This is a genomic window from Lolliginicoccus suaedae (genome assembly GCF_008312885.1).
GTDB classification, from domain to species: domain Bacteria; phylum Actinomycetota; class Actinomycetes; order Mycobacteriales; family Mycobacteriaceae; genus Lolliginicoccus; species Lolliginicoccus suaedae.
In genome coordinates this window covers 657,994-684,348 of the sequence record NZ_VSSO01000001.1, presented here as the reverse complement: position 1 = coordinate 684,348, position 26,355 = coordinate 657,994, and the positions used below count along the sequence as shown (strand labels likewise).

Genomic DNA, 26,355 nt, shown 5'->3' with positions numbered 1-26,355 from the left:
CCACGCTACCGTCAGGCTCATGGCGACATTCCTTCTCATCCACGGCGCTGGCTCGGATTCCTGGGACTGGCACCGGGTGGCTCCGCTGCTCGAGGCCGGCGGCCATGCGGTGCATGCGCCCGACCTGCCCTGCGAGGATGATTCCGCGGGCTTCGAGGAGTACGCGCGGGTGGCACTGGCAGCCCTTCCCGGCGAGGCCGCGGAACCGGTGATCGTGGTGGGCCACTCGATGGGCGCGTTCACCGCCGTGCTGGCCTGCGAGCGCATCCCGGGCTCGGTACTGGTGCTCGTTGCGCCGATGATTCCCGCGCCAGGGGAGACGGGCGGGCAATGGTGGGCCGCGACGGGGCAGGAGGAAGCACAGGCCCAGTACGCGAGGGAACAGGGGCGGGACCCGCACGCGGCGATGGATTCGCTCGACACGTTCTTCCATGATGTGGATCCGCGCATCACTGAGCAGGCCGCCGCGCATTTCCGTGACCAGTCGGGCACCCCCTTCGCTTCCGCATGGGAGGGGCCGGAGTGGCCGACGCAGCACACGGTGGTGATCGCGGGCCGGGATGATCGCTTGTTCCCGCTTCCGTTCCAGCAGCGCGTGAGCCGGGAGCGGCTAGGCATCGAGCCTGTCGTGGTGCCCTCGGGCCATATGCCAGCCCTTGCCTGCCCCGGCGAGCTGGCGGCGCACCTGCTCGTCGTGGCTGGTGACGCGGGGAATCAGGGCGCGGACCCGTCCTGATCGCTGCTGGCTGAATCATCTCCAGCGCGCGGATGCTGCTGGGCGAACAGCTCGAGCAGGCTGGGGAAGTCGCGCGGGCGCACCTCGACGCTCGCGTCGCGCTCGGCCGCGGTGATGCGGATGGTGCGGCGCACCTGGTCGATATAGACCTGGCAGGCCTCGCACAGGCTGGTGTGCTCCTCGAACGCCTGGAGGTCGGCGTCGTCGAGGCTGCTGTCGAGATAGCCGGTGACGAGCTCGATGGCATCGGCGCAGCTGATGCGCAGCGCATTGCCGACGAACGGATCAGGGTCACCGTGCGGGTCGTCGCTGGGGCGATGGTTCACGAGAGATACACCTCCAGTGCCGTGCGGATCGCGGCACGTCCTCGATGCAGCAGAACGCGCTGGTTGGCCCCCGATATTCCGAGCGACTCGCAGGTCTCCGCGCTGGTCCATCCCTCGATGTCACGCATGACGACGACCTCTCGCTGGCTGGCGGGGAGCGTGGCGAGCGCCTTGGCGACGACATCGAGCACCTCGCGCGACATCAGGTGCTGCTCGGGCAGCAGGTCCCACCGGGGCGGGGCATCGGGCCAGTAGTGGGGCCCGTGCTCGGAGCCGTCGAGCTGGGCGGGATCGACGGAGGGCCGGGCATCGACCTCGGGGCCTGCCGTGGCGAACGGGATCATGCGTCCCTCCCGGGTGGCGAGGGTGCGGACCCGGTTGAGCATGATGCGGTAGATCCAGGTCTTCAGCGAGGAACGGCCCTCGAACCGGTGGAGGCCGCGGATCACGTTCACCCACGTGTCCTGCACGGCATCCTCGGCGAGCGCGGGCGTGACGTACACGCGGGCTAGGCGCACTAGGGGTGCATGGAGCGCATCGACGAGAGCGGTGAAGGCGCTGGTGTCACCGGCGCGCAGGGCGGCGAGCAGTTCGGCGTCGGTGGCCCAGCGGTCGTCGTCCACGGTGCTCATCGCGCTGCCCATGCTCCGCGCGCGAGGGGTGTGTAACGCCGGGGCATGCCCGTATGTCTACACCATGGCGCGTGACTGCGCGCCGCTAACCGCCACCGGCACCACGGTTGCGTGCCCGTGCCCGGGACAACGAGAACGAGGAGCGTGCGAGATGAGTGTTTTGCCGTTGATCACCGATGCGGAGGCGACCGAGGCGCAGGCCGAGGCGCTGAAGCTGGCGGAGAAGACGTTCGGGGCCATCCCGAACCTGGCGCGGGTGATGGTGCACAGCCCGGCGCTGCTCAAGGGCTATGTCGGCCTCGCGAGCGCGCTGGACACAGGGGTTCTCCCGCGGGCGACGCGCGAGCGCCTGGCCATCACGATCGCGCAGTCCAATGGCTGCGGCTATTGCTTGTCGGCGCACACGTACCTGGGGGAGAAGGGCGCGGGGTTGTCGGCGGATCAGCTCGCGGCGGCGCGCAAGGCCGAGGCGGATGATCCGCGCACGGCGGCGCTCCTCGTGCTCGCCCGGGCCGCGAACGAGAAGCGCGGCATGGTCGATGCGGAGGAGATCGCGGCGGCGCGTGCGGCGGGTGCCTCGGATGCCGAGCTCGCGGAGGTGCTCGGTCATGTTGGGCTGAACCTGTTGACGAATATCGTCAACAACACCCTTGGCACGGAGATCGATTTCCCCGTCGTGGAGCCCTGAGCGCCCGGCCTTTCCTGGTATTGCAGCACCCGGCGCGGGGAGGAATGCCCTCCCCGCGCCGGGTGCGCTGTGATCGAGCACTCATGTGACCTGGGTTGCACATATCTATCCCCCAGGTTGTCGTTACTTTACCGTTATTTATCAAGGTAAAGGCGTCGCAATGCCGCGAACAACGGGGCCGGTGACGCAGTATCCACGAATTCCGCACCCTGGGAGATTGATGTGCTGACCACCGCGCCAACGCAGAGCTCGATACCGGATTCGGCCATCGCTGCCGCGGACCGCCAGCACCTGCTCGACATGCCCGTGGCCCAGCCCGCCCCTGCCGCCGCGCAGCTCACCCCGACCCCCGCCAAGCCTGCCAAGCAGCGCGTCGAGTGGGTCGATCTCGCCAAGGGCCTCACCATCACCCTCGTCGTGCTGCTCCATGCCGTGGGCATGCTGACCCGCAACGATCTCGCTCCGGACTTCTGGACGTCGATCAACGGGTTCCTCCAGCCGATCCGCATGCCGCTGTTCTTCGTCGCCTCGGGCCTGTTTGCCCAGGGGATGCTGAAGATGACGTGGACGACGATGCTCCGAAGCCGCGTCGCGCACCTGTTCTACCTCTACACCGTGTGGCTGCTGATGTTCTTCGTGGTGCACAACCTGCTCCCCGACGACGTCTCGCACAAGGGCTACGCCAAGCTCACGTCGGTGATCACCGGCTTCACCTCGCCGAGCAACGCGCTGTGGTTCATCTACGGCCTCGCGCTCTTCGCCATCGTCGCGAAGGCCATCTACCGCCTGCCGCTGGTGGTGCAGTTCGGGTTCGCGATCGCGCTGTCGGTCTCGGCCTACGGCTCGCACTTCTTCTTCGATGACCTGGGCTTCGGCTGGCGCAACCTGGGCTCCTACTTCGTGTACTTCCTGCTCGCCATCCACGCCAAGCCGATCATCGTCCGGTTCAGCCACCTGTCCAACGGGCCGCGCCTGGTTGCCGCCCTCGCCGCCTACACCGCAGTGTTCGTGCCGATCATGGTCCTCGATGTCCTCGCGATGCCCGAGCTGAAGCTGATCGTCACCACCGTTGGCCTGCTGCTCGGAGTGCTGGTCGCCTCGGCGCTCGTCGGCACCCGGGTGGGCAACGTCTTCCAGAGCATCGGCACCCGCACCCTGCCGGTGTACGTGATGATGGACATGCTCATCGCGGTCGTGGTCTACGCCTTCATCAAGACTTCCGCGGTGACCTCGCTGCCGGTAGTGGCGGTGGTAGCGCCGCTGATCGTGACCGCCATGGTCGTCGCGATCGCGCTGACCCTGCACGGCCTCATGGTCCGGCTGGGCATGAACTTCATGTTCGAGCTGCACCCCGCCATCCGCGGGACCGCCAAGAAGGCCTGACCCTGGCACCGAGCGGCCCTGGATCGAGCGCCCCGCCTCCCCACGAGGGATGCGGGGCGTTCGGCTGTCCATGCCCCCCATAAGGGCTACAGTGACCGGTGTGACTGTTGTCAACCAGTGAGGAGATTGTTATGTCTCGATTCGCATGTCGCACCGCCACCGCCGCTGCCGGGATCCTCGGCATCGCCGCCCTCGCGGCACCCGCCGCCTCCGCTGCTGTGACCGGGGATGTCACCATCACTACGAGCGGCGACACCATCGTCGCCTCGATCGAGGGCGCGAGCAGCACCGAGGGCACCTTCGCCTGCGAGCTGACGGTCGAGGATGACGAAATGCAGATCGTCGCCCAGGACATCAGCCTCACCATCGACGGCAACGGCGTATCCCGCACCTCGGCGCTCCAGCCCGGCACCTACACCGCCACCGTCACCTGCGACGACGGCACCACCCCCACCGAGGCGATCGAGACGCTGACCATCAGCGAGGCCGCCGATGACACCACCGACGAGGACGATTCCCTCGAGGGAGCGTTCGGCAGCCTATCCGAGCCACTAGGGCTCCTCGACGTGCTGCTCGCCGAGCTCGCTATGGCCAATCAGTAGCTCGCGATGGCCAACCGGTAGCTCGCCCGAGCCCGGGATCGGGCCCACGTGATGGAGCCCGCGCGAGGGGCCCGGCCACGGGGAAGGTGGCCGGGCCCCTCGCGGGTTCCCCGGACGGGACCAGGACGTGACCGCGGAACGCGTGCAGCGCGGGCGGTGCCGCACGGCTGCCACCATTGGGTGCTTGCTGCCACCCTTGCGCGGACTTGCCACCGATATAACCGTGGCGGCTTGGTGCTAACCGTGGCGGCTGGACACGAAGCGTGGCCGCTGGGCGCCCACGAGATGCGCGCTCAGGTTCTCGCGCCCACAGGGTGGGTGCGCCAAGGTACCCGCCCATCGCGCTTCGTGCGGCCCTGCGCGGGGACGCGCCCTCCTCGCGAGGCGCTCCAGCCAGCGCACCTGTGTCACAGGAAGCGCCCTAGTAGCCGCGCGCCTCATCAGCCGCACGATAGATCCGGGCCTTGAACCCCTCCGGATCAGGCACATGCGCCAGCGTCATCGTGCCCTGCTCGGACGCCGATTGGATCGTCAGCGTCCCGTAGCGCATCATCCGCTCCCACACCGTCGCGCGGAACGAGATGTCATTCAGCCGCGAGAGGGGAATGCTGCGTCCGGTCTTGGTGAGGAAGCCACTGCGCTTGTAGATGCGCTTGGTGGTGAGGATGTAGAGCGTGGAGCGCCACGACAGCAGCGGGACCAGCCACCAGCGGATCGACGCGAGCACGGCAAGCCCGATCACGACGTAGATGGCGATGCGCCCCCACTGCTCCCCGGACGGCAGCACCCAGATCGCGGCACCGGCGACCAGCCAGATGAGCGCCAGGATGATCACCTCCGCGACCATCTCCGTCCAGTGCTGGCGAGTGCTGTAGATCAAGTTCTCGTCTTCGGCGATGTAGCGCTGCGGATCAGCCATACCGCCGATCCTGGCACACCGCGCGGCCCCGCGGGCAGGGACGTCAACGGTTCTGCTCGTGCCTCCGGGCACGGATCGTGCCGAGCAGCAGCGCGATGACCCAGATCGCCCCGACAGCGATCGCGAGCCCAGTGGTGTAGTCGCGGTCGAGCACCGTTGGATTGTCCGGGCGCGCGCCCTCCCGGCCGAGGACAGGCACCGCGACGGCCAGCAGCGTCGCGGTGCACAGCCCGGCAGTGGCGATGGGCGCCCACCAGGTGCGCGGCAGCACGGTCCGCCCCGAGTACCCGACCGCCAGGGACAGGGGCGCTATGAGCGCGTCATGGATGATGATGCCGCCACCGAACCAGATCGCGGCGGACAGGATCTCCGGCGTGGAGCGCGAGAGCGCCAGCAGTGCACCGTAGCCGATCGCGGCGATACCGGTCGCGATCATCGCGACGCGCAGGGCAGTGGTGCGGGTCACCGGGAAGCTCATGGCAGGACCTCCATGCTCGCGAGCCACTTGGTCTGCAGCACGCCAGGCCGGTTCGGCGCGATCAGCCGGCACGGATAGCCGTGATCGATGTTGAGGGTCTCGCCGTTGATCTCGAGCGCCACGAGCGAATCAGGGTGCTCGGCGAAGCGCTGGGGCAGGACGGTCCCGGAATAGAGGCCGCCTTGCTCGAGCGAGAGGAACTGCACATCCCCGGCTCGCCCGCCCACGACTTCGACGAGGTCCCGGACGCGCACCCCCCGCCAGCGGGCGGTGGCGCTCCAGCCCTCGACGCACGCGATCGGCAGGACCACCTCGGTCTGGGGGAGCGCACGCAACTCGTCGAGGCCGAGCCTTCGCGTGGTGGCGCCGCTGCGGACCTCGAGGGCCCAGGCGGGGTCGACGGCAGTCATGGTGACGCCCGCGGCCCGCGCGGTGCGGTTGATGGGAACGCCCTGGGGTCCCTCGCCGCTGCGTGGGGCGAGGATGGCGAGGGACCTCAGCCAGGGCACGGTCTGCCCGGCCACGGACAGCGCCGCGAGCACGGTGGCGGCGCCGGTAGTCGCGAGGACGCCCCGCCGGGTGATGCCGCCGTTGGAGTCCATGCCGCCGACCGGCCCGAGTGGATCGATGCTGGGCGGATCGATAGGGGGCGGATCGATAGGGGCCCGGAGCGCCTTTGTGATGACCGGTAGCTTGACCGCGATGTGGATGATCAGGGCACCCACCGCGACCCAGGCGAACGCGTAGTGCATCGCGGGGAAGAAGAACGACCACGGGTACCACTGCGCCGCGTTGAGCAGGCCAGTCACGAGCATGAAGATCATCGATCCCACGAGCACCGCGATGGAGCCTCGTTCAGCGGCGTGCAGGGCGGAGCGGACCACGGGCCGCTCGAACAACCTCGGGTAGACCGACCAGAGCTTGACCAGCAGCAGCGGGATCGTGGCTATCCCGGTCACGACGTGCAGGCCCTGGGTGAAGCGGTAGAGCCCCGCCGGGAAGGGCGGCCACGGCAGCCACGCCACCGGATTCTGGACGAAGTGGCTGATCAAGCCAGTGGCGAAGCAGATGGTCACGGTGATCGCGAGGGCGATGCCCAGGCGGGTCGCGAGCTCGGGCGATCTCAGGCGCGCGGGCATGGTGATACCTCTTCGAGTGGTGGTTTCCACAGCACGGCGAGATACCTCGACCTGCTGCGCAAAGTGGTCCCGAGGATCAGCCCCGCGCGCGACGCGAGGGCCGCGGCCTCGTCGATGCCGACGGTGGACCACGGGATCCAGGGGCCCCGCTCGTCCCTGGTCTCGAGGCGGATCAGCCCGTCGTGCCCGGGCGAGCCCGGCCGTGCCATCTCGACCAGGCACGTGCCACCGGGCGCGAGGAGCTCGGCGGCCCGGGCGAGGAGGCGAGAGGGGTGGCCACCGATGCCGATGTTGCCGTCGATGAGCAGCAAGTGGCGCCATCGACCGGTGCTGGGAAGGGGACCAAAGATGTCGCGGCGCAGAGCGAGGCCGCCCCGGTCGCGCGTGAGCCGGACCGCGAGCGGCGAGACATCGATGCCGAGCACCGGTATCGAGCGGCGCACGAGATGCTCGACGAGCCGACCGGGCCCGCACCCGAGATCGAGCGTGGGGCCGCTGCACGCGCTGGCGACGAGCTGGTCGAACTCCTCATCGCCAGCGAGCGCGTGCGCGCCTCCCAGCCATTGGTGCACGGGCGCGCGGCGGCGGTGGCCGCGCGAATCACGGATCCAGCACAGCTCTCCCGAGAGGGCCCGCTCGTAGAGGCCGACGGCGCATGTGGCGGTGGCGATCATTGGCGGGCCTCCGCCGCTAGCTGCCGGGCCGCGCGGGCGAACTCGCTGCTCGGTGCGCATTCGCTCGCCACGATGGAGATATCAGCCGGATGGTCGACATCGCGAAGCGGGGTTCCGGAGCGCACCCGCAGCCGATGGCGCAGGAGCGCGGCAACGGTGGCAGCCCCGGTATGGGGCTCGGACATGGGCACCTCCGCGAGCACATCGGCATGGCGGGGGTCATGCAATCCCAGTGCCCACCATCCACCGTCGAGAGCAGGAGCGACGAGCGCGGTGCGCGGCCGGGCAACGTTTCGCGCGATGGCCAGCAACTGCTGCGAGGTGGCCTGGGGTGTGTCCATGCCGATCTGGACGATCGGCAGCGGCCCTCCCTCGCGCTGCCCGCCGATGAGATTGGCGGCATCGAGGTGGGCGGCGGCGAGACGGTCCGCGAAAGTCCGGCCACGCTGCCCGACCACGGTGAACCCGTCCTGCAGCGCGCGAGCGATCTCGCCGCCACGCTCGGCATCAGCGAGCGTCCCCGTTAGGGCGACCACCCGCTGCTGGGCAGGCACGGCCCGCGCGGTGGCGAGGGTATCGAGCAGTGCCGCTGCCGCGAGCCCCGCTGCCTCCACGGGCGTGCAGCGGGGCTGCAGGCGGGTCTTCGCCTGCCCAGCGACGGGCGCCTTCGCGACGATGAGAAGCGTGAACGGAGGAATCATGCCAGTGCCTTCATGCCAGGGCCTTGAGGAAGTCCCGCGCGGCCCGCGTCGTCCCGATCACCGAGCCCGAGACCTTCGATTCGCCACCAGTGCGCGGCCGGTAGGTGATGTCGAGCTCGCGGATGACCCATCCGGCCCGAGCAGCGCGGACGAGCAGCTCGAGCGGGTAGCCGAACCGTCGATCCGTGATCCCGAGATCGAGCAGGGCCTGCGTCCGGGCCACCCGCATAGCGCCGATGTCGTGGACGTTGATCCCGAGGCGGCGCCGGATCAGCGCGGCGATCAGTAGGTTTCCACCCCGCGCGTGCCAGGGCCAGGATCCCTTGCTCGTGGGGCGGCGCCGTCCCACAACGAGGTCCGCGCCGTCGCGAACGGCTTCGACCAGGGCAGGTAGTTCCCTCGGGTCCATGGAGCCATCGCCGTCGAGCACCGCTGTGTAGCGCGCTCGGGACGCCTCGATGCCGCGATGCACGGCAGCGCCGTAGCCCGGCCGCGGCTCGTGGACAACCGTGGCACCAAGGCTGGCGGCAACACCAGCAGTGTCATCACGGGACCCGTTGTCGACAACGATGACGTGATAGCCCGGTGGCATTGCCCGCAGCACGCCGGGCAGCGACGCCGCCTCATCGCGGCACGGGATCACCACCGTCACGCCAGGGCCAGGAAGCGGCGAGATGCTCATGGTCTCGACCCTAAGCACCTGCGGGCCATCGGAGCCCGGAAAAGCGGTGACGAAACCGTGACGTTGCGCCCCGGGCGGCCTGCCGCCACCGATGCGGGGCCTATCGTCGAGGCATGCCGACTGCTCCTGCATCCGTCGCGCCGCGAGCCCGAGGAAGCTCGGTCCGTGGCGATATCGGGGCCGCGCTCGCCGGTGCCGCCCTGGTCGCTGTGGCCATCGCCGTGCCGCTGCTCGTCTCCGATGAGTACCAGCGCAGCTTGTTCGCCAAGGTCGCGCCCCTGTTCGGTGACTGGCTGCCGCACATCGGACCAGGCTCCGCGCTCGCTCCGATCGTCGCGGCGGTCGTGATCGGGCAGGGCCCAGCGCTCGCATCGCGCGCGCGCTTCGGCGTGGTGCTCGCCGCATCGTGGGTGGCGGCCGCAGGGTGGATGATCTCGCTCGCGCTGATCGACGGCTGGGAGCGCGGGGTGGCCAACCGGCTGACCGACTCCCACGAGTACCTCCACGAGGTCCCCGGCATCGACTCCATCGGCGGCCTGGTATCGGGATTCACCGGCCGCATCCTCGACGGGCAGCCCGACTCCTGGACCACGCATGTCTCGGGCCATCCGGTCGGCGCGATCCTCAGCTATGTGGTGCTCGACCGTGCAGGCCTGGGCGGGGGCGCCTGGGCGGGGATGCTCAGCCTCCTGGCCGGGAGCAGCGCGATCGTGGCGATCCTCGTGACGCTGCGGGCCCTCGGCTCCGAGGCCGGTGCGCGCGCGGCCGCTCCCTTCCTGGTGCTGGCTCCAGCAGCGATCTGGGTGGTGGCCTCCGCTGATGGCTACTTCATGGGTGTCGCCGCGTGGGGCATCGCGCTGCTCGCGCTCGCCACGGCCCAGCCCGGTCCCCGCGGCTGGGCGCTCGCGTTCCCGTCGGGCCTCCTGCTAGGTTTCTCCGTCTACCTCAACTACGGCCTCGTGCTGATGGGCGTCCTGGCGGTGGGCGTGCTGCTCGCTGCCCGCACCGCCCGCCCGCTGCTGCCAGCCCTCGCCGGAGCACTGCTGGTGGCCGGATTGTTCACCTGGGCGGGGTTCTGGTGGTTCGAGGGCATGGACCTGGTGGTGGACCGCTACTACCAGGGCATCGCGAGCATCCGCCCGATCAGCTACTGGGGGTGGGCGAACTACGCCGCCACGGTGTGCGTCATCGGGCTGGCCTCGGTGGCGGCCCTGCCGCGCGCGCTGCGCCTATCGCGGCTTCGTTCCCGCGATGCGGTGAGCGTGATGGTCGCGGCGGGGCTCCTCGCGATCCTGCTGGCCGGGATCAGCGCGCTCAGCAAGGCCGAGACAGAACGCATCTGGTTGCCGTTCACCATCTGGATCTGCACCGCCCCGGCCCTGCTGCCCATGCGGCACCATAGGCGCTGGCTGATCGTGCAGGCCGTGATCGCGCTGGCGATCAATCATCTGGTGCTGACGAGGTGGTGACCGGTGAACATCCTCATCGCCGATGATGACCCCGTGGTGCGCGACGTCGCGAGCCGCTATGTGCGCCGCGACGGGCATGACGTGCAGGAAGCCTCGACTGGCAGCGAGGCGCTCGCCGTGCTCGCGAGCCACGACATCGACCTCGCCATACTCGACATCATGATGCCAGGCCCGGACGGGCTCGAGATCTGCCGCAGCGTGCGGGAGGGGACGAGGCCCCGGCTCCCGATCATCCTGCTCACCGCGCTCGGTGACGAGGAGGATCGCGTGCTGGGCCTCGAGGTGGGTGCGGACGATTATGTGGTGAAGCCATTCAGCCCGCGGGAGCTGGCGCTGCGCGTCGCGTCGTTGCTGCGCCGGGCCGCGCTCGACGCATCCGGGCCGACCGCGGTGGGGCCGGATGCCAGGATCGCGCGATCCGGGAGCGTTGTCGCTCGGATCCCCGCCCGGGAGGTCCTCGTCGAGGGCAACCGCGTCGCTCTGACCAGCCGCGAGTTCGACCTGCTCGTGTTCCTGCTCCAGCATCCCGGCGTGGTGCATGGCCGGGAGGAACTGCTGCGCCAGGTTTGGGGCTGGGACTTCGGTGATCTCTCGACAGTCACCGTGCATATCAAGCGGGTCCGGGCGAAGCTGGGCGCCGCGCATCGCATCCGCACCGTGTGGGGCCAGGGATACACCTGGGACGATCATGCCGACTGAGCTCACCGGGATCGTGCTCTACGCGCTCGCCTGCACCATCCCCGTCGTGGTGCTCGGCGCGCTCGTCGTGCGGCGCGCCCACTCCTGGTCACTGACCGCGAGCATGGCTGTGCTCGTGCTCATCCCCACTCTCGCCACGCTGGCCGGCGTGCTCGGTGTCAGCGGGCTGATGTTCACCGATGACTTCGTCCGCACGATCGTGGTACTGCTCCTCGTTGCCGTGGTGACTGTTCCGGCCGCGGTGATGCTGGGGAGGTTCCAGGCCCGCCGCACGGTCTGGGAGCAGGCGGCGCGCGAGCAGGAGCGTGCCGCCGAGCGGTCCCGCCGCGAGCTCGTTGCCTGGGTCAGCCATGACCTGCGGACCCCGCTCGCTGGCATCCGCGCGGTCTCCGAGGCCTTGCTCGATGGCGTGATCACCGACCCGGAGGAGGTCATGCGCTATGCCCGCCAGATCGAGCAGGACGCGGTGCGCCTCGGCGCGATGGTCGACGACCTGTTCGAGATGTCGCGCATCAGCTCGGGCGCGCTGCGTCTCGACAACGAGCAGGTGGAGCTCGCCGAGGTCGCCGATCAGGTAGTCACTGCCCACCGACTGACGGCGCAGCGCGCGGGCGTCGAGCTGCGCTATGCCGCGCTGGATCCAGGCGCGACGGTCAAGGGCGATGACCGTGCCCTCGCCCGCGTGATGAGCAACCTCGTCTGCAACGCCATCGAGCACACCCCGCCAGGCGGAGTGGTCGACGTGACCGTCGGCACGAGCGAGCGAGTCTCCTGGGTGCGGGTCGACGACACGGGACCCGGCATCGCCGAGCACGACCTGCCACGCATCTTCGACATCTCCTACCGGGGGACGCATGCCCGAACCCGGGCGGCGGACCGTGACGCCCCACCGGGAGCGGGCCTGGGGCTGGCGATCGCCTCCGGGCTCGTCACCGCACTACATGGCACTATCACTGCGGTGAACAAGGAGCCGGGGTGCCGCATGGAAGTAGCGATGCCCCGCTCAGCGCCGGGCTAGATGCTGGGCCGGGCGAGGCCGTCGACCGAGCGCAGTGGCGCGGTCGCGAACTCCCGCAGCCCGGACCGCGGAGCGATCGCCGCACGGAAGCCGAGCAGCCGATCGGCGCGGTGCGGGCTAGCGACGATGTGACGCACATCCCCGGGCCGGAACTGCCCGGTCGTCACGGGCTCGGGACCACCGGTCGCGGCCGCGAGCGCCGTGGCGACCTCGCCGATGGACACCGGCTGGCCCGAGCACACGTTGAGGGCGGTGAACCCGCCGAGCGGCTCGGCGACCGCGCGGGCGTTGAGCTCCGCGACGTCCCGGACCTCGATGAAATCACGCATCTGCCGCCCGTCCTCGTAGACGCGTGGCGGCTGACCGGACTCGAGGGCCGAGCGCCACATCGCGGCCACCCCCGAGTACGGGGTATCGCGAGGCATCCCGGCGCCGTACACGTTGTGATAGCGCAGCGCCGTCACCTGGCCACCGGTCGCCCGGGCCCACGCGAGCGCGTAGTGCTCCTGCGCGGTCTTGCTCGCGGCGTACAGGCTGCGCGGGCGAAGCGGCGCGTCCTCGTCGACGAGCGCCCATTCCAGCGGCGAGCCGCAGCGCGGGCACGCGAGATCGAATTCTCCCCGGCGCAGCGCCGCGGGGTCGCGCGAGGGAGCATCCTGATCGCCATGCCGAGCGCATCGGTACCGGCCCTCGCCGTAGACCACCATCGATGACGCCAGGACCAGCCGCTCGCAACCCGCGCCAGCCATGGCGGCGAGGAGAGTAGCGGTGCCGAGGTCATTGTGGCTGGCGAACGCCGGCGCGTCGGCGGCATCGACCCCGGCGCCAACGATCGCTGCCTGGTGGCACACCACGTCCACTCCTCGCAGCACGGTCTCGAGGGCAGCGCGGTCACGCACATCGAGCACGGTGACCGTGCCATTGCCCGCCAGCGCATCCTCCCGCGCCGAGGGACCATGCGCGGACGCGAGCAGCGCGTCCACCGCGATCACCTCATGCCCGTCCGAGGCGAGCCGGGCCCGCACCGCGGCACCGATGAAACCGGCTGCGCCGGTGAGCAGGACACGCATCCCGCCATCGTAAGCGGTCAGCCGCGCCCGCCGCCCGGGGAACCATGCCCTAGAACTCGCGGGCAAGCCTCATCCTGCTCGGGCGCCCATCGGGATCCACGACAGTGCGGTAGACCGGCGCGGCGAGCACGCGTTGCCAGCGTGGCGTGCCGCCGAGGGAGTGCGCGCGCAGCCGGCCAGCGGGGCGCTCGCCGGTTCTGCCGCCAACGTGCCAGGCATCGAGCGCCTGGGCGTGCTTGCGCATGGTGTCGAAGAAGCTGCCTGGGTCGAGCAGGTCGTCGATATCGCTGGGGGAGCGGTCGAGATGCTCCGCGGCGAGCCGCAGCCGCAGGCTGCGGGCGAATGCACGGGCCTTGTCGCCGAGCCCGCCCGGATCAATGGGCTCGCGCCCGTCGGCCTCCTCGTCGATGATCGCCGCGGTCAGCTCGGAATCATGCGTCCAGGAACGCCGGTTGAAGTTGTCGCTGCCCACGGTGGCCCACACGTCGTCGATGACGCACACCTTGGCGTGCACGTACACCGGTGTGCCCGCGTGGTTCTCGAGATCGTAGATCGCGACGCGGTCGGCGGCGGCATCCTGGAGCTCCTGGAGCGCCTGGGCGTGGCCGAGCAGTGCCGAGGGAATGGTGATCGACCCGTCCTCGTCGAGGAACCGGGGCACCACGACGATCATGCGGAGCCCGGGGTTCTCGCGCAGCGCGTGCGCGAACACCCGCGCCACGTCGAGCGACCACATGTACTGATCCTCGATGTAGATCAGGGAGCGGGCGCGGTGCAGGGCCTTGGCATAGCCCCGGGCGATGGAACGCTCCCCCCGGGGCGCGAACGGGTAGGCGGGGCGCCGGCGCGGGTAGGTGCGCAGCAGCTGGATCTCGCAGCTCCCGGCCGGAGCTGGCGGCGGTGCCTGGTCGGGCAGCGGTGATGCCTCGAACGAGAGCCGGGGATGGAGCAGGTCTGGCAACGAGTGCCAGGGCAGCCGGGACGGCATGGCGGGATCGTTCCAGCGCTCCCGGAACACCATCTCCACGTCAGCGACGCCGGGCCCCTGGATCTCGACCTGCACATCATGCCACGGCGGCGTGGGGCCGTACTCGGGCGGGAACTCGCGTGCCAGGGGGTCGCCAGAGTGCTCGCTGGTGTCGCGGCGCGAGCGAGCGAGGTCGATGCCCCCGACGAACGCCACGTCAGCTTGCTCGGCGCGGCCATAGCGGATGACGACGAACTTCTGGTGATGGCTGCCCGTGGTGAGGACGCGATGATCGAGGACGACCTCGCCCCCGGCGCCAGCGATCTCCTCGACGAGCTCGCAGTGCTTCTCGTGCGTGAAGCCCATGATCTCAGGATGCGAGCGCCACATGAGGCCGCGGACGATCGCGCCGCGACGGGCGGCACCGGCGAGCGCTCCAGCGATGGTGGTGCCATTCTCGTCGAGCACCTGCTCGGGGTCGCCGCGCCAATCGGTGAACAGCACCAGGTCGCCGTCGCGGGCCGCGGCGAGCGTCGTGGCGAGGCGCGCGAAATAGTCGTGGCCGTCGATCAGCGGGCGCACCAGATTGCCGGTGGTCCATGCCGATACCGCTGCCTGCGGATTGTCGCGCTCGCGTGCTGTCAGCAGCCACGGCCGTCGCGGGTCAAAGCCGTAGGAGGGCTCGGCGAGCGGTTCGAGCGAGCGGCCAGCGAGCCTACGTGCGGCCGTCGAGATGCGTGCGATCACGAGTGCGGGATCCTTCCCGGGCGTGGGGAACCATTCTCCCAGGATTCCATACGATGCCGTGCGCGGAGGCTGAGCTGGCAACCTGGAGCGGGCACGTCAGCGATGTGTGCGAGCATCTCGGTTGTAAGGTAACTCGCGAGAATCGTGCGAGCCCCCGTGCCCGGGGCCAGCAGCCCCCGAAACGTGAGGACGCCATGATCCGACTTGGCAAGCCCGCGCTGCCTCCTGCTCGCCTCGTCCGCGCCGTGGAAGGCGTGCGCAACGCGCTCAGCGCCACCGCGCGGCGCCTCGTCCCGGCCTCTGCCTCGATGCTCGAGGTGATGACCGGCAGCTGGGTCGCCCAGGCCACCTACGTCGCGACGAGGCTAGGGATCGCGGACGTGCTCGCGGATGGGGCCCGGCCCGTGGCCGAGATCGCCCAGCATGTCGACGCGGACCCGGACGCGCTGCAGCGATTGCTGCGCGCCCTGGCCACCCACGGCATCTTCACCGAGACGCGCCCAGGAGTATTCGGGCTCACCCCGCTCGCGGACACGCTGCGCGAGGACGCGCCCGGGACAGTCCGTTCGCTCGTCCTGATGTTCGGCGACCCCACCCATTGGGAGCACTGGTCGCACCTGCTGTACTCGGTGCAGACGGGCAGGCCGAGCCTCGAGATGCTGCGTGGCATGCCCGCGTTCGAGTTCCTCGGCGCCAATCCCGAGTTCGCCGCCGTGTTCAACCAGGCGATGACCGACATCTCCCGCATGTCGGTCCCGCCAACGGTGGCTGCCTACGACTTCAGCCGCTTCACCACCATTGCCGACATCGGTGGCGGGCACGGCGCGCTGCTCGCGGGCATCCTGCGCTCCGCGCCCGCGGCGAAAGGCATTTTGTTCGACCTCGAGAGCGTCGTCGCCGGCGCCTCGGAGATCCTTGCCGGGGAAGGCGTGGACGATCGTGTCGCGATAGCCGACGGCTCGTTCTTCGAAGCCGTTCCCGGCGGCGCCGACGCGTATGTGCTCAAGAGCATCATCCACGACTGGGATGACGAGTCAGCGACGCGCATCCTGCGCACGGTGCGCGATGCGATGGGCAATGATGCGACCCTCATTCTGGTCGAGACCGTGCTCCCGGAAGGCAACACGCCTCATTTCGGGAAGTGGCTGGACCTCGAGATGCTGGTGCAGGCGACCGGCCGGGAACGCACCGAGCAGCAGTTCCGCGACCTGCTTGGCGCGGCAGGGTTCGAGCTGTCGCGGATCGTGCCGACGGTGGCGCCCACCTCGATCATCGAGGCTGCCCCCGCCTAGCGGACCCCCGGAAGGCCTGGCTGCCTAGAGCACATGCTCGAGCGCGAACCCGACCCGCCGGGTGGCGGCATCGGCCTCGACGAGCCGCGCACGGACGTCCGCGCCCACCGGCAGCGGCTGCACGGCGGTGATGGGCGCCTCGATCGCTGGCTCGCGGATCATGATGGTGCCGGACCGGGGATCCTTGTCGCTCGACTCGAGGATCACCCCGGCGAACTCGCGCCCCACCGCAGGGGCGAGCAGTGCCGCCTCGACGAGGTTGACCATCGCGTTGCCGAAGGTTGCCGCGCGCTGCGCGGAGCCACGCATGATGCCGGGCAGGCCGGGCAGTGCCTCCAGTGTCCAGTCCGGCACATCCCGGCCCTCGACGTGCGCGAGGCAGCACTCGGTGCCGTAGCGGTCGACGAGCCGACGCAGGGGAGCGGTCACATGCGCGTAGGGGCTTGCGACCGCCGAGTGGACCATGCTCGTGGTGTCCTCGGGAGGCGTGGTGAATGGCTCGTACCCGGCGCCGCGCAGCAGTCTCGTGCAGGCGATCAGCATCGCGGCATGCTCGGGCCGGGCTGCATCGAGCCCGCGCACGAACTCGGGATAGGGCACGTCCAGGGGCCAGGAGATGCCCAGTGCATGGGCGGCCCGGCGCACGCGCTGCATCGCATGCTCATCGGCCGCAGGCAGGGTGCGCAGGATGCCGGTGCCCCCGTCGACCATAATGGCCGCCGCAGCCATGCCAGTGAGCAGCGAGATCTGGGCGTTCCATTGCTCGGCGGGGCGCGGAGACCCATATCGCAGGGTCCAGTCCTCGCCGTCGGCATCGATGGTCTGGTCGGGCAGCGGCAACGAGACTCCGCCGCGCGCCCGCTCCTGCTCCAGGCGCAAGCGTCCCACCTCGGCGAGGAGAGCGAGGGAATCGTCGCCGGGACCGTTGTCGATGCGATGCTGCGCCTGCTGGTAGTCGAGCTGCTCCCGGCTGCGCACCCGGGCCCGCTCAAGACGCGTGGCGGTACGGGCGCCATCAGCATCGAGATCGATGGTCCACAGCACCGCGGGACGCTCCTGCCCTGGCAGCAGCGATGCTTTTCCCTCGGACAGCACGGCGGGATGCAGCGGGATCCGCATGTCCGGGCCGTACCACGTCTCGCCCCGCCGCTGGGATTCCTTGTCGAGCGCTCCACCGGGCTCGATGAACGCAGCGACATCCGCGATGGCGTAGTGCACGCGGTAGCCCGAACGGAGCTGCTGGATGTGCAGGGCCTGGTCGAGGTCGCGGGAGCCTGGAGGGTCGATCGTCAGCAGCGGGATCTCGGTGGCATCCCGCCGGTCCGAGCTGTAGCGGTCGATCGCCGCAGCGGCCTCGGCCTCTGCATCGGGCGGGTAGTGGTCGGGCGCATCGAGCTCGCCGAGGACCGCGTCTGTGGCATCGCGCAGGCCTTCGCTATCCACGCTCGCGAGGTGCATCACTGGCCTGGTCACGGCGCTCGCCCTCCTTCGGGCCACGGTGTCGGGTGTGATGCCATCGTAGAGGCCCTGGGCGCGCAGGCGTAGTGCTTGGCGATCGCCGTGCCCGATCGCTACCGGTCGATTCGCAGCAGGACGGTCTCCCCGGTGGCATCGTCGAGCCCATCGTTGTCGGTGACGACGTAGAGCGCCCCATTGCCGGCGATCGCCATGCCCTCGGCCTTCTCCTGCACCCAGCCATTGGTCGCGCCAAGCAGCGGCAGCAGGTCCGCTTCGAGGGACTTCGCGAGCATCGGGGGCTCCTCGTCGGCGCTTTCGGAACCGGTGCCGGGCTCGGGCAGGGCCACGCGGTAGACGCGCTTGATGCGAGCGTCGGGGCCGCTGAGCTTGTCGCGCTCCAGCACCAGGAGCCCATCGCCGTCGAGGGCGATCTCGGATACGCCGATCCAGTCCCCGGCGGTGCTCGTGTCCTCCAGCGGATAGCCGTGCCAGCTCCACTGATCGTCGGCGGGCGTGTAGGCACCGATGCGGGTCGCTCCGGCGGGATCGGTGGACAGTTCCCGCTGCAGCGGGATCCAGATCGTCTCGCCGTCGCCCTCGCCCTGCACGGCGATGCCCTCGAGGCCCTGCCCGCCGAGGGCATCAGCGATGTCATCGGGCAGCGGGACGCGCTCGGTGACGGCACCGCTGGAGTCGACCAGGACGATCTCGTTGCCGGGCCCGTCGCTGCCCTCCACGGCGAGCGCCCAGCCACCGGAGGGGCGCGCCGCGATGCCCTCGATGTCGAGGCCCAGTTCCGCGCCGCCCTCGGTGAGGAGGATCTCGGAGTCGATCACCGCGGGGGACCGCGAGACGTCGACACCGAGGATCCGGGAGGGGGAATACACATTGTCGGTGGCGGCATGGAGGCGGTCGGGATCGGTGGGGTCCGCGGCGAGCGCGCCCAGCCCGCCCCAGCCGATCGGCGCGCCATCGATATCTGCCGAGATGATGGTGGGGAACGCGGGCTGACCGGCGTTGTCGCCATGCTCGGCGCGGGTGCCATAGATGGTGATCGTGGACCGCACGCCCGCCTCGGCTTCATCAGCCTCGGAGCTGACGACCACCAGGTCGCGCCCCGGCACCGGAACGATGCCCTCCGGCCCATTCGTGGTGGGCAGGATCTGCCGGAACCGTGGCTGGCGGGGATCCGAGATGTCGTAGGACGCGATGAAGTTGCTGCGCTCCGAGCCCACCAGCGCCACCGGCGAGCCACCGATGGACGTGACGGCGATGCCCTCCGGCTCGTTTCCCTTGGCATCGGCGCGGGAGTCATTGTGCAGGCCCGCGCTGACCGCGAGATGCTCGACGCTGTTGCCCGCATCCCATATGACCTCGCCCGTGGTCGTATCGAGGATCGACCAGCCGCGGGTGCCGCCGCGCCAGTCGCCCTCGTTCGCGGTGGCGACTAGCGTGTCGTCGATCCACGCGATCGCATCGGGCTCGCGGGGAGCGTCCACGATGCCGCCGGTCAGCTCGATTCGACCATCCTCCTCGGTGTCGATGCGATCAACGGTGGCGGTTCCGGCGCTGAACAGTGTCACTGTCTCGCCACTGCCGCCATCGAGGACGGCGATGCCGTTGTTCTCCTGCAGCGTTACCGCGACCTGACCGGCCTCGTTGATGGCGACGTACTCGGGCTCCAGGTCGTCGGGCGCGACGATTCCGGCCGCATTGGCATCGACGCGGATGTCGGCCCGGCGCGCGGTCCAGGCGGAGGGCTCCCCGGCCAGGTCGATCAGCTGGACGAACCCCGAGGGCTGCTGCGGCAGGTCGCCCTCTTCGCCACCGGTGGGCGCGAGGTCCTCGTCGCGCTGGTTCTCGATCGCGATCGCAGCGAAGGCGCCGTCCGGGCTGATGGCGATCGAATCTGGCTGCCCGCCGAGATCAAGGGACGCGATGCGCTCGCGGCTATCGAGGCGCACCACATCGAGCCTGCCGGAAGGGTCAGTGAAATCGCCATCACTGGTGTCGACGACAACGAGCACATGCTCGCCCACCACCGCGACCGAGGTCGGCTCGCCCGGCCCATCCTCGAGCTCGGACAACGACAGCGTGCCGAGGCCGCGCGGCTCGGTGGGGTCGGAGATGTCGAGGAAACCGATCCGTCCGGCGGGGGAGTCGGAGTACACGACAGTGTTGCCGTCGTCGCTCACCACTGCGATCTCGGCCGCGGTCTCGGTCTCGCGGGCCTCGCCCTCGGGCTGGTTGCGCCACACCGGATACGTCGCCAGTCGTACCAGGTCATCGGCGGATTGCTCGGGCCAGGAGACCGGCTCGGCGCTGGACCGGGCTGCGTCGCTGGCGCCCGGTGCCGCCTCCTGGTCATCTGCTGCCGAGCAGCCCGCAGCAACGAGCGGAACGAGCAGGGCGAGCGCGATCCAGCGATTCTTGAGCGAGCGGGAGGCAGGAAGCACCTGGGCCCCTTCCAGCGTGTGGTGACGGTCACGGCCCGCACAGTCTGGCGGGCGCGGATGAGCGCGCGGCGACGCTCGCGTGAACGCGCGATGGAAGGCCGGCAACGAGCGCGGGCCCCGGGGATCATGGGATTCCCGGGGCCCGCGCTCAAGTCCCTGAGCGGGCGCCTACTTGTTCTCGCCCTCGGACTGCTGCTCCTCGCTGGCGGCTTCCTGCTCCTTGCCAGCTTCCGCGGCTTCCTGCTCGGAGATGCCGAGCTTGCCCTCTACGGCATCGCCACCCTTGCGGATGTGGTCGCCGTACTTGCCGCCGGTCTTCTCATCGACGGTGTCCTCCACCTTGTCGACCGCAGCACGTGCCTTGTCCGGGCTCTTCTGAGCCAGGTTCTTTGCCTTGTTCATCATGTCGCCGAATCCCATGGACGCCTCCATTCATAGTGATTGCCGCGCATCATCGTTCGCGCGGATTCCACGGCCTACCGTAGTGCTCACGCTGTTCTCCCGCACGAGGACATGCCAGGATGGCGGCATGGCCTCGCGCAGCACGCCCGCTGATCCCGCGGCAGCGCCCGATCGCGCGCAGGATGCACGGTCCCTCGAGGAGCTCGACACCCTCATCGCGACCTGCCGCGCATGCCCGAGGCTCGTCGCGTGGCGCGAGGAGGTCGCCCGCGAGAAGCCGCCGCGCTACCGCGATTGGGACTACTGGGCGCGTGCCGTGCCGGGATTCGGTGACGCTGCGGCAGCCATCGCTGTGGTGGGGCTCGCCCCTGCCGCGCATGGCGCCAATCGCACCGGGCGCATGTTCACCGGCGACCAGAGCGGGGACTTCCTGTTCGCATCGATGCACCGTGCTGGACTGGCCAGCCAGGGCTGGGCGCGCCACGCCGATGACGGCCTCGAGCTACTGGGCGCGCGGCTCGTGGCCCCGGTGCACTGTGCCCCGCCGGCGAACAAGCCCACCCCGTCCGAGCGGGACCGGTGCGGGGCATACCTCTCCCGCGAGCTCGAGCTGCTCGCGCCCACCCTGCGGGTGGCGGTGGTGCTCGGTGGCTTCGGCTGGCAGGCCCTGCTCGCCCGCCTCGTTGCTGGTGGATGGATCGTGCCCCGGCCGCGCCCCAGGTTCGGCCACGGGGCGGAGGTCCCGGTCGAGCACCCGGACGGCCGGTCGTTGACGCTGGTCGGCTGCTTCCACCCCAGCCAGCACAACACGTTCACGGGCCGACTGACCCCCACGATGCTCGACGCCATCTTCTTGCGCGCTCGCGACCTGTGCGCGGCCTAGACCGCCGTCAGGCCCGCTCGGCCTGTGCCGCGCGCAGCAAGTCGTTCAGCGAGTTCTCCGGATCTGCCAGTTTCTCCGGATCAACGGCCAGTTGATCACCGATGACGCGCCGCGCGAAAACGAACTCTTTCGGGTGGTTCACGCAGTCGGCGGAAATCATCTGCCCCTGCTTGAAGTAGAAACAAGCGAAGCTACGTCCAGCCGCTGGGTCTCCGCGAAACACAATGCTGTCGTAGCCGTCATTGAGGCCGGCGATCTGTAGCTTGAGCTCGTACTGGTCGGACCAGAACCACGGCAGAGCCTTGATCTCCTTCTCCTTGTCGCAGATCCTGGCTCCGACTGCCTTGGCTTGTTCCCCGGCGCTGGGCACCGACTCGAGGCGGATCTGGCGCCCGTACCGGGCCAGGTAGTGGCTCGCGCAGTCCCCGGCCGCGAAGATGTCCGGGTCGCTCGTCTGCCCGTGGTCGTCGATGACAACCCCGTTGTCCACGGCCAGGCCGGCAGCTTCGGCGAGCTCCACGTTCGGCACGATTCCAATGCCGATGATCACGAGGTCGGCGGGAACGAGTTCACCGTCCGCGAGGCGCACCCCGCGCACGTGCCCGTGCTCGTCGCCCTCGATGCCCGAGATGGTGACCCCGGTGCGCACGTCCACGCCTTCCTCGCGGTGGACGCGGGTGTAGAACTCTGACAGTTCCGGGGCGGTGACCCGCTGGAGCACACGATCGGCGCTCTCGAGGACCGTGACCTCAACGCCGAGCTGGCGCAGCGATGCGGCCGTCTCCAAGCCGATGTAACCAGCGCCGATGATCGTGACGCGTCCGCTGGCGTGCAGCCCCTTGGCGTGCAGGCCTTCACGGATCGCCTCGATGTCGGCGGCATCGCGAAGGTAATGCACTCCGGCCAGCTCAGCACCTGCGATGGGAAGGCTGCGTGGCCGGGCCCCGACGCACAGCACAAGCTTGTCGTAGCTGACTTGCTCGCCATCGGACAGCGTGACGGTGTGAGCCTCTCGATCGATGCTATCGACACGGGCGACACGGAACCTGATGTCGTGCTTCTCGTAGTACGCCGCCGGGCGGATGAGCTGCTCGTCAAGCGTTGTCTTGCCTGCAAGGTACGTCTTGGAGAGCGGGGGCCGGTGGTACGGCAGGACCGGCTCGTCACCGATGACGAGGATTTCCCCGGTCCAGCCGTCCTGGCGCAGGTTGGCGCACACTTGCGCGCCAGCGTGGCTTGCTCCGATGATCAGCACTCGCATATGTCAGGCCTGCTTCTTGGTGAGCTCGACCATCATCTTCGAGTAGCCGCGCACGAAGGTCGACTGCACGATCTCGGGCTCCTCGACGACCTTGATGTCGTCGAACCGCTCGAGAAGCTCCTCCCAGAGGATGCGCAGCTGCATCTCGGCGAGACGGTTGCCCATGCAGCGGTGCACACCGAAGCCGAACGCGATGTGGTTGCGAGCGTTCTTGCGGTCGATGATGAGCTTTTCCGGGCTGTCGAAGTGGCGCTCGTCGCGGTTGGCCGAGGCATACCACATGATGAGCTTGTCGCCCTTTTTGATATTCTGTCCGCCGAGGACGGTGTCCTCGTTGGCCCGGCGCGCCATATATGCCAAGGGCGTCTGCCAGCGGACTATTTCCGACACCATGTTCGGGATCAGCTTCGGGTTGGCCTTCAGCTTGGCGAACTCATCCGGGAACTTGTTCAGCGCATATACGCCACCGCTCATCGAGTTGCGGGTCGTATCATTGCCGCCGATGACGAGCAGCACGCAGTTGCCCAGGAACTCCATCGGACGGCGCTCGATCATGTCCTTCGTGTTCTCGTCGGCCAGCAGCAGGCTGAACAAGTCATATCCGGGAGCCTCGCCCGCCTCGATGCGTGCCTTCTTCTGTTCCCAAAGCTGCATGACTCTGCGCAGGATTGGTCGGCACTGGGTGAATACCTCGTCGAGGTCAGAGGTGCCCCCCGTCGCGCCCGGCACGCCCGAAGCCAAGTCGGAGATCACCGTGAGCTCGCGCCGGAGCTCATACGGGTAGTCGACCAGCGTTGCGAGCATGCGGCCGGTCAGCTCGATCGATACGTTGTCCACCCAGTCGAACGGCTCGCCGACCGGGAGCTCGTCGAGTACCTCCTGGACGCGGGACCGGATCAGCCCTTCCAATTCCTTGAGATTTTGCGGCGCGACCACTGGCTGCACCGCAGCGCGCTGAATATCGTGCTGGGGCGGGTCCATGGCGATGAACATCTTGATGTCGAATCCGGCAGGGAACTTGCCGATGATGATGTCGGGCTCGGCCGAGAACAGGTGATGGTTCTTGTCCATCGCGAGGATGTCCTCGTAGCGGGTGACCGACCAGAACGGGCCGAACGGCCCCTTCGTCTGGTGGTGCACCGGGGATTCGTCCCGCAGACGCTTGAAGTGTGATTCCCACTGCCCCTGCCGGTACAGGAACGGGTTGCTCATGTCGATATCGGCTAGTGGAATGGTGGCGCCATCAGGGATTGGCGTTTCAACGAAGATGGGCGAGCGCTCACGCGGGTCGATGACTCGGCGGGCCTTGTTGTAAAGATGCGACCCCTTGACCAGTACATCGAGCGGGACGACCTGCTCGACTTTGTTCTTTACCGGGTAGAAAACTTTGTTTTTCACCGGGGAGAAAATGTTGTTCATTGCGCCTGCCTCGTCGTATTCTGGGAAATTCCGGGCTACATCTGGAATTCGGGGAGATGAACAATCATCCCGTCCATGGCCTCAGTGGCCTTGATCTGGCACGAAAGACGTGAAGTGGCAACCCGCTCAGGTGTCAGGTCGAGCATCTGGGCCTCGTCATCGCTCTGTTCACCGGTTTTGTCGTACCACTCTGCTTCGAGAATGATGTGACACGTGCCGCAGGCGGCTTCGCCTCCGCAGTCGCCATCAATGCCCGCGAGGCCGTTATTGGTCGCGAGCTGCATCAGCGACTGTCCCTCGACGATCTCGACCTCAGTCTCTTCGCCGTCGTGTGAAATGAATGTGATCTTTCCCATATTCCTTATCCTATGATTCGTCGTGCGCGCGAGGACGAGGAACCGTCAAGATTCACGGATCTTGCACCAAGGATGGTGCGCAGGCGGAGCCGTTGCTCCGGCGAAGGAGCGTGCCGCGGCTTGTGATCGTGGCTGGGGGGAGTGAGGCGCCGCGGTGGCCGAGCATCAGCAGCAGCCCGGCGAGTCGCGGGTCGGCTGACCCCATCGATGCTCGACACGATCTTCTTGCGCGCCCGTGACCTGTGCGCTGCCTAGTTGTCACCCTGCGTCGCTATCGTATGCGCATGGAGTCAAGCATCGACATCACGCGCCACATCAATGCACCGGTCGAGCGAGTGTGGCGGATCATCACCGATATCGACAACGCCGCTGACGTCCTTGACGGCATTGTTCGCATCGAGCGCCTCGGTGGGGACGGCTATGAGGTGGGTACCCGCTGGCGGGAGACCCGCAGGATGATGGGCCGGGAGGCCAGCGAGGAGATGTGGGTCACCGAGGTCGAGCCGCCGCGGCGCACCGTGATCGGCGCCGAGCATGGCACGGTGCGCTACGAGACCGAGTTCGAGCTCGCTGATAGCGATGGGGGGACCGCCGTGACGATGCGATTCTCCGCGACGATGCCCGAGCGGCGGGGGCTTCGCAAGCTCGCCGACAAGGCCATGGTGCGGCTCGGAACCTCCATCACCCGCAAGGCCATGGAGAAGGATCTCGACAGCATCGCGCGGGCTGCGGAAAGAGCGACATAGCGGGCAAGGGCGCGAGGCGGACGATATTATTCACCCACAGGCAGCACAAGCTCCTCGCAAGCCCTCGAACGGCCAGGAGGCCGCCATGGCTGTTGTCCCCCTTCTTCGACGGTCCCTCGCCCAGAGCGCCCTGGCTGCAACGACAGTTGCCGTCGGGCTGACGGCGTCGGCGTGCTCGTTCTCGCTCGGAACGGATTCCGGCGATGAGCCAACTGCCGGGCCGGATCAAGCGGAAACCCGGGCTCCAGTGGCGGGCGGCGATGCCGATGCCGCCAAGGAGTCTTTCGGTCGCCAGGCCGAGCCAGAGCCGATCGAGGCCAACGAGGTCTCTGCGTTCAAGCTGCGGGTCGGCGATTGCCTCGCGGAGAGCTCCACCGAGAGCCAGGTGGAATCGGTTGGCGTGGTGCCGTGCGCGGCGCCGCACGGCCGGGAGGTCTATGCCCTCGTTGACCTCCCGGACGGTCCCTTCCCGGCGGAGGAGCAGCTGATCGAGCAGGTCGAGGCCGAGTGCTACGACGAGTTCGAGCCTTTCGTAGGCATCGACTATCTCGACTCCCGCTACTACATGTCCTACCTCTACCCGACGGAGTCCTCCTGGGCCGACGGTGACCGGGAAGTAGTCTGCATGCTCTTCGACCCCGAGGGGGAGATGACCGGCACGGCCCGCGACGCTGCTGAATAGCGGGCATCCTCCGCGAGCCGCGCCAGCCCACGCTCGAGCCGCGCGTGCCGTGCGCCTACGCCGTGACGGCCGATCGGCGGTCAGCCCGCCAGCCGATCACGATGCTCGCGATGCCGTACACAAGGTGCAGCGCGTTGTCCGGCTCGGTCACCGAGGTGATGTTGAGGAACTCGGCAGCCCCCGCGACCCCGAGCACGAACGCGCCCAGCAGACCAGCCCCGAGGAGCATGTTCGCGGTGCGAGTGACGGCCGGGACCTGTGCAGCAGCGAGCCAGGCGAGCCCTAGCGCGATGTGCACGAGATTATGCAGCGGGTTGACGGCGAGGAACAGGATCTTCTCGTCGGTCTGTCCCGCGAAATCGTCGAACCCAGTGATGAGGAAGCCAACGACTCCCGCGGCCAGATAGATCGCGGCGGAGATGTAGGCGAATACCCGATTGATGGACATGCTTGCTCCTGATGATTCCCAT

28 protein-coding genes are annotated in these 26,355 nt (G+C 68.8%); 11 read left to right on the top strand and 17 right to left on the bottom strand.

What is annotated here, in order from left to right; translation table 11 throughout:
• The first annotated feature begins 19 nt into the window (after window positions 1-19).
• A complete protein-coding gene (locus FXO18_RS03125; protein WP_149359590.1) occupies window positions 20-736 on the top strand; it encodes an alpha/beta fold hydrolase in 717 nt (238 codons plus the stop codon).
• On the opposite strand, the gene FXO18_RS03120 is transcribed toward FXO18_RS03125, so the two are convergent.
• Window positions 715-1,062, bottom strand: coding sequence for a zf-HC2 domain-containing protein (locus FXO18_RS03120; RefSeq protein WP_235900411.1), 348 nt, complete (start codon window positions 1,060-1,062; stop codon window positions 715-717). The genes FXO18_RS03125 and FXO18_RS03120 overlap by 22 nt on opposite strands.
• The gene (locus FXO18_RS03115; protein WP_235900410.1) at window positions 1,059-1,694 is read right to left on the bottom strand and encodes an RNA polymerase sigma factor; all 636 of its coding nucleotides are present in this window, start codon (window positions 1,692-1,694) and stop codon (window positions 1,059-1,061) included. The genes FXO18_RS03120 and FXO18_RS03115 overlap by 4 nt, the downstream gene beginning before the upstream one ends.
• Before the next feature lie 166 nt (window positions 1,695-1,860).
• Here FXO18_RS03115 and FXO18_RS03110 point away from each other — a divergent pair, with 166 nt between their 5' ends.
• From FXO18_RS03110 to FXO18_RS03100, 3 genes are all read left to right on the top strand, one after another.
• Window positions 1,861-2,382, top strand: a complete 522-nt coding sequence (locus FXO18_RS03110) for a carboxymuconolactone decarboxylase family protein (protein WP_235900409.1) — start codon at window positions 1,861-1,863, stop codon at window positions 2,380-2,382.
• Window positions 2,383-2,604: 222 nt separating this feature from the next.
• On the top strand, window positions 2,605-3,765 hold the full coding sequence (locus FXO18_RS03105) for an acyltransferase family protein (RefSeq protein WP_235900408.1): 1,161 nt from the start codon (window positions 2,605-2,607) through the stop codon (window positions 3,763-3,765).
• Between the two features lie 131 nt (window positions 3,766-3,896).
• Complete coding sequence (locus tag FXO18_RS03100; RefSeq protein ID WP_149359586.1) at window positions 3,897-4,367, top strand: hypothetical protein; 471 nt, start codon at window positions 3,897-3,899, stop codon at window positions 4,365-4,367.
• Between the two features lie 421 nt (window positions 4,368-4,788).
• Here the strand turns inward: FXO18_RS03100 and FXO18_RS03095 are convergent, their stop codons facing one another.
• The 6 genes from FXO18_RS03095 to FXO18_RS03070 are packed head-to-tail and all read right to left on the bottom strand — an operon-like array spanning window position 4,789 to window position 8,960.
• A complete protein-coding gene (locus FXO18_RS03095; RefSeq protein WP_223114474.1) occupies window positions 4,789-5,286 on the bottom strand; it encodes a PH domain-containing protein in 498 nt (165 codons plus the stop codon).
• A gap of 43 nt (window positions 5,287-5,329) precedes the next feature.
• Window positions 5,330-5,764 carry a hypothetical protein gene (locus tag FXO18_RS03090; RefSeq protein WP_149359585.1) on the bottom strand — a complete coding sequence of 145 codons (435 nt, stop codon included), beginning with the start codon at window positions 5,762-5,764 and terminating at the stop codon, window positions 5,330-5,332.
• On the bottom strand, window positions 5,761-6,903 hold the full coding sequence (locus FXO18_RS03085) for a molybdopterin-dependent oxidoreductase (RefSeq protein WP_149359584.1): 1,143 nt from the start codon (window positions 6,901-6,903) through the stop codon (window positions 5,761-5,763). Before FXO18_RS03085 ends, FXO18_RS03090 begins: the two co-directional genes overlap by 4 nt.
• Window positions 6,888-7,577, bottom strand: coding sequence for a class I SAM-dependent methyltransferase (locus FXO18_RS03080; protein ID WP_149359583.1), 690 nt, complete (start codon window positions 7,575-7,577; stop codon window positions 6,888-6,890). The genes FXO18_RS03085 and FXO18_RS03080 overlap by 16 nt, the downstream gene beginning before the upstream one ends.
• Entirely contained in the window at window positions 7,574-8,278 is a 705-nt protein-coding gene (locus FXO18_RS03075) for a TIGR04282 family arsenosugar biosynthesis glycosyltransferase (protein WP_149359582.1), read from the bottom strand. Before FXO18_RS03075 ends, FXO18_RS03080 begins: the two co-directional genes overlap by 4 nt.
• 10 nt (window positions 8,279-8,288) lie before the next feature.
• The gene (locus tag FXO18_RS03070) at window positions 8,289-8,960 is read right to left on the bottom strand and encodes a glycosyltransferase family 2 protein (RefSeq protein ID WP_149359581.1); all 672 of its coding nucleotides are present in this window, start codon (window positions 8,958-8,960) and stop codon (window positions 8,289-8,291) included.
• A 113-nt stretch (window positions 8,961-9,073) separates the two neighbouring features.
• Here FXO18_RS03070 and FXO18_RS03065 point away from each other — a divergent pair, with 113 nt between their 5' ends.
• Genes FXO18_RS03065 through FXO18_RS03055 form a run of 3 tightly spaced genes read left to right on the top strand, consistent with a single transcriptional unit; the run spans window position 9,074 to window position 12,146 of the window.
• Window positions 9,074-10,429, top strand: a complete 1,356-nt coding sequence (locus FXO18_RS03065) for a hypothetical protein (protein WP_149359580.1) — start codon at window positions 9,074-9,076, stop codon at window positions 10,427-10,429.
• A 3-nt stretch (window positions 10,430-10,432) separates the two neighbouring features.
• Window positions 10,433-11,128 carry a response regulator transcription factor gene (locus FXO18_RS03060; RefSeq protein WP_149359579.1) on the top strand — a complete coding sequence of 232 codons (696 nt, stop codon included), beginning with the start codon at window positions 10,433-10,435 and terminating at the stop codon, window positions 11,126-11,128.
• Window positions 11,118-12,146 (top strand): sensor histidine kinase, encoded by a 1,029-nt coding sequence (locus FXO18_RS03055; protein ID WP_149359578.1) that lies wholly within the window; start codon window positions 11,118-11,120, stop codon window positions 12,144-12,146. Before FXO18_RS03060 ends, FXO18_RS03055 begins: the two co-directional genes overlap by 11 nt.
• Here FXO18_RS03055 and FXO18_RS03050 read toward each other — a convergent pair.
• Both FXO18_RS03050 and FXO18_RS03045 read right to left on the bottom strand, forming a co-directional pair.
• Complete coding sequence (locus FXO18_RS03050; RefSeq protein ID WP_149359577.1) at window positions 12,143-13,216, bottom strand: NAD-dependent epimerase/dehydratase family protein; 1,074 nt, start codon at window positions 13,214-13,216, stop codon at window positions 12,143-12,145. The genes FXO18_RS03055 and FXO18_RS03050 overlap by 4 nt on opposite strands.
• 49 nt (window positions 13,217-13,265) lie before the next feature.
• Window positions 13,266-14,930, bottom strand: a complete 1,665-nt coding sequence (locus FXO18_RS03045; RefSeq protein ID WP_149359576.1) for a phospholipase D-like domain-containing protein — start codon at window positions 14,928-14,930, stop codon at window positions 13,266-13,268.
• Window positions 14,931-15,124: 194 nt separating this feature from the next.
• Between FXO18_RS03045 and FXO18_RS03040 the strand changes: the two genes are divergently transcribed.
• A complete protein-coding gene (locus FXO18_RS03040; RefSeq protein ID WP_149359575.1) occupies window positions 15,125-16,222 on the top strand; it encodes a methyltransferase in 1,098 nt (365 codons plus the stop codon).
• A 24-nt stretch (window positions 16,223-16,246) separates the two neighbouring features.
• Here FXO18_RS03040 and FXO18_RS03035 read toward each other — a convergent pair whose 3' ends face one another.
• The 3 genes from FXO18_RS03035 to FXO18_RS03025 all read right to left on the bottom strand — a co-directional run bounded on the left by FXO18_RS03035 (window position 16,247) and on the right by FXO18_RS03025 (window position 20,556).
• Window positions 16,247-17,695: an RNB domain-containing ribonuclease gene (locus tag FXO18_RS03035; RefSeq protein ID WP_223114466.1), complete on the bottom strand. Its 1,449-nt coding sequence runs from the start codon at window positions 17,693-17,695 to the stop codon at window positions 16,247-16,249.
• Between the two features lie 98 nt (window positions 17,696-17,793).
• A complete protein-coding gene (locus tag FXO18_RS03030) occupies window positions 17,794-20,136 on the bottom strand; it encodes an esterase-like activity of phytase family protein (protein ID WP_235900407.1) in 2,343 nt (780 codons plus the stop codon).
• Between the two features lie 168 nt (window positions 20,137-20,304).
• Window positions 20,305-20,556, bottom strand: a complete 252-nt coding sequence (locus tag FXO18_RS03025; protein WP_149359574.1) for an antitoxin — start codon at window positions 20,554-20,556, stop codon at window positions 20,305-20,307.
• A gap of 109 nt (window positions 20,557-20,665) precedes the next feature.
• On the opposite strand from FXO18_RS03025, the gene FXO18_RS03020 reads away from it, so the two are divergent.
• On the top strand, window positions 20,666-21,421 hold the full coding sequence (locus tag FXO18_RS03020; RefSeq protein ID WP_149359573.1) for a uracil-DNA glycosylase: 756 nt from the start codon (window positions 20,666-20,668) through the stop codon (window positions 21,419-21,421).
• A 7-nt stretch (window positions 21,422-21,428) separates the two neighbouring features.
• On the opposite strand, the gene FXO18_RS03015 is transcribed toward FXO18_RS03020, so the two are convergent.
• From FXO18_RS03015 to FXO18_RS03005, 3 genes are read right to left on the bottom strand one after another with little or no spacing between them, the layout of a single operon-like run.
• A complete protein-coding gene (locus tag FXO18_RS03015) occupies window positions 21,429-22,682 on the bottom strand; it encodes an NAD(P)/FAD-dependent oxidoreductase (protein WP_149359572.1) in 1,254 nt (417 codons plus the stop codon).
• A gap of 3 nt (window positions 22,683-22,685) precedes the next feature.
• A complete protein-coding gene (locus FXO18_RS03010) occupies window positions 22,686-24,101 on the bottom strand; it encodes a cytochrome P450 (RefSeq protein WP_149359571.1) in 1,416 nt (471 codons plus the stop codon).
• Between the two features lie 35 nt (window positions 24,102-24,136).
• On the bottom strand, window positions 24,137-24,457 hold the full coding sequence (locus FXO18_RS03005; protein WP_149359570.1) for a 2Fe-2S iron-sulfur cluster-binding protein: 321 nt from the start codon (window positions 24,455-24,457) through the stop codon (window positions 24,137-24,139).
• A gap of 284 nt (window positions 24,458-24,741) precedes the next feature.
• On the opposite strand from FXO18_RS03005, the gene FXO18_RS03000 reads away from it, so the two are divergent.
• A complete protein-coding gene (locus tag FXO18_RS03000) occupies window positions 24,742-25,203 on the top strand; it encodes an SRPBCC family protein (protein ID WP_149359569.1) in 462 nt (153 codons plus the stop codon).
• A gap of 85 nt (window positions 25,204-25,288) precedes the next feature.
• Window positions 25,289-25,885 (top strand): septum formation family protein, encoded by a 597-nt coding sequence (locus tag FXO18_RS02995; RefSeq protein WP_149359568.1) that lies wholly within the window; start codon window positions 25,289-25,291, stop codon window positions 25,883-25,885.
• A 55-nt stretch (window positions 25,886-25,940) separates the two neighbouring features.
• Here the strand turns inward: FXO18_RS02995 and FXO18_RS02990 are convergent, their stop codons facing one another.
• Window positions 25,941-26,333 (bottom strand): DUF4383 domain-containing protein, encoded by a 393-nt coding sequence (locus tag FXO18_RS02990; protein WP_149359567.1) that lies wholly within the window; start codon window positions 26,331-26,333, stop codon window positions 25,941-25,943.
• Between the last annotated feature and the right edge of the window lie 22 nt (window positions 26,334-26,355).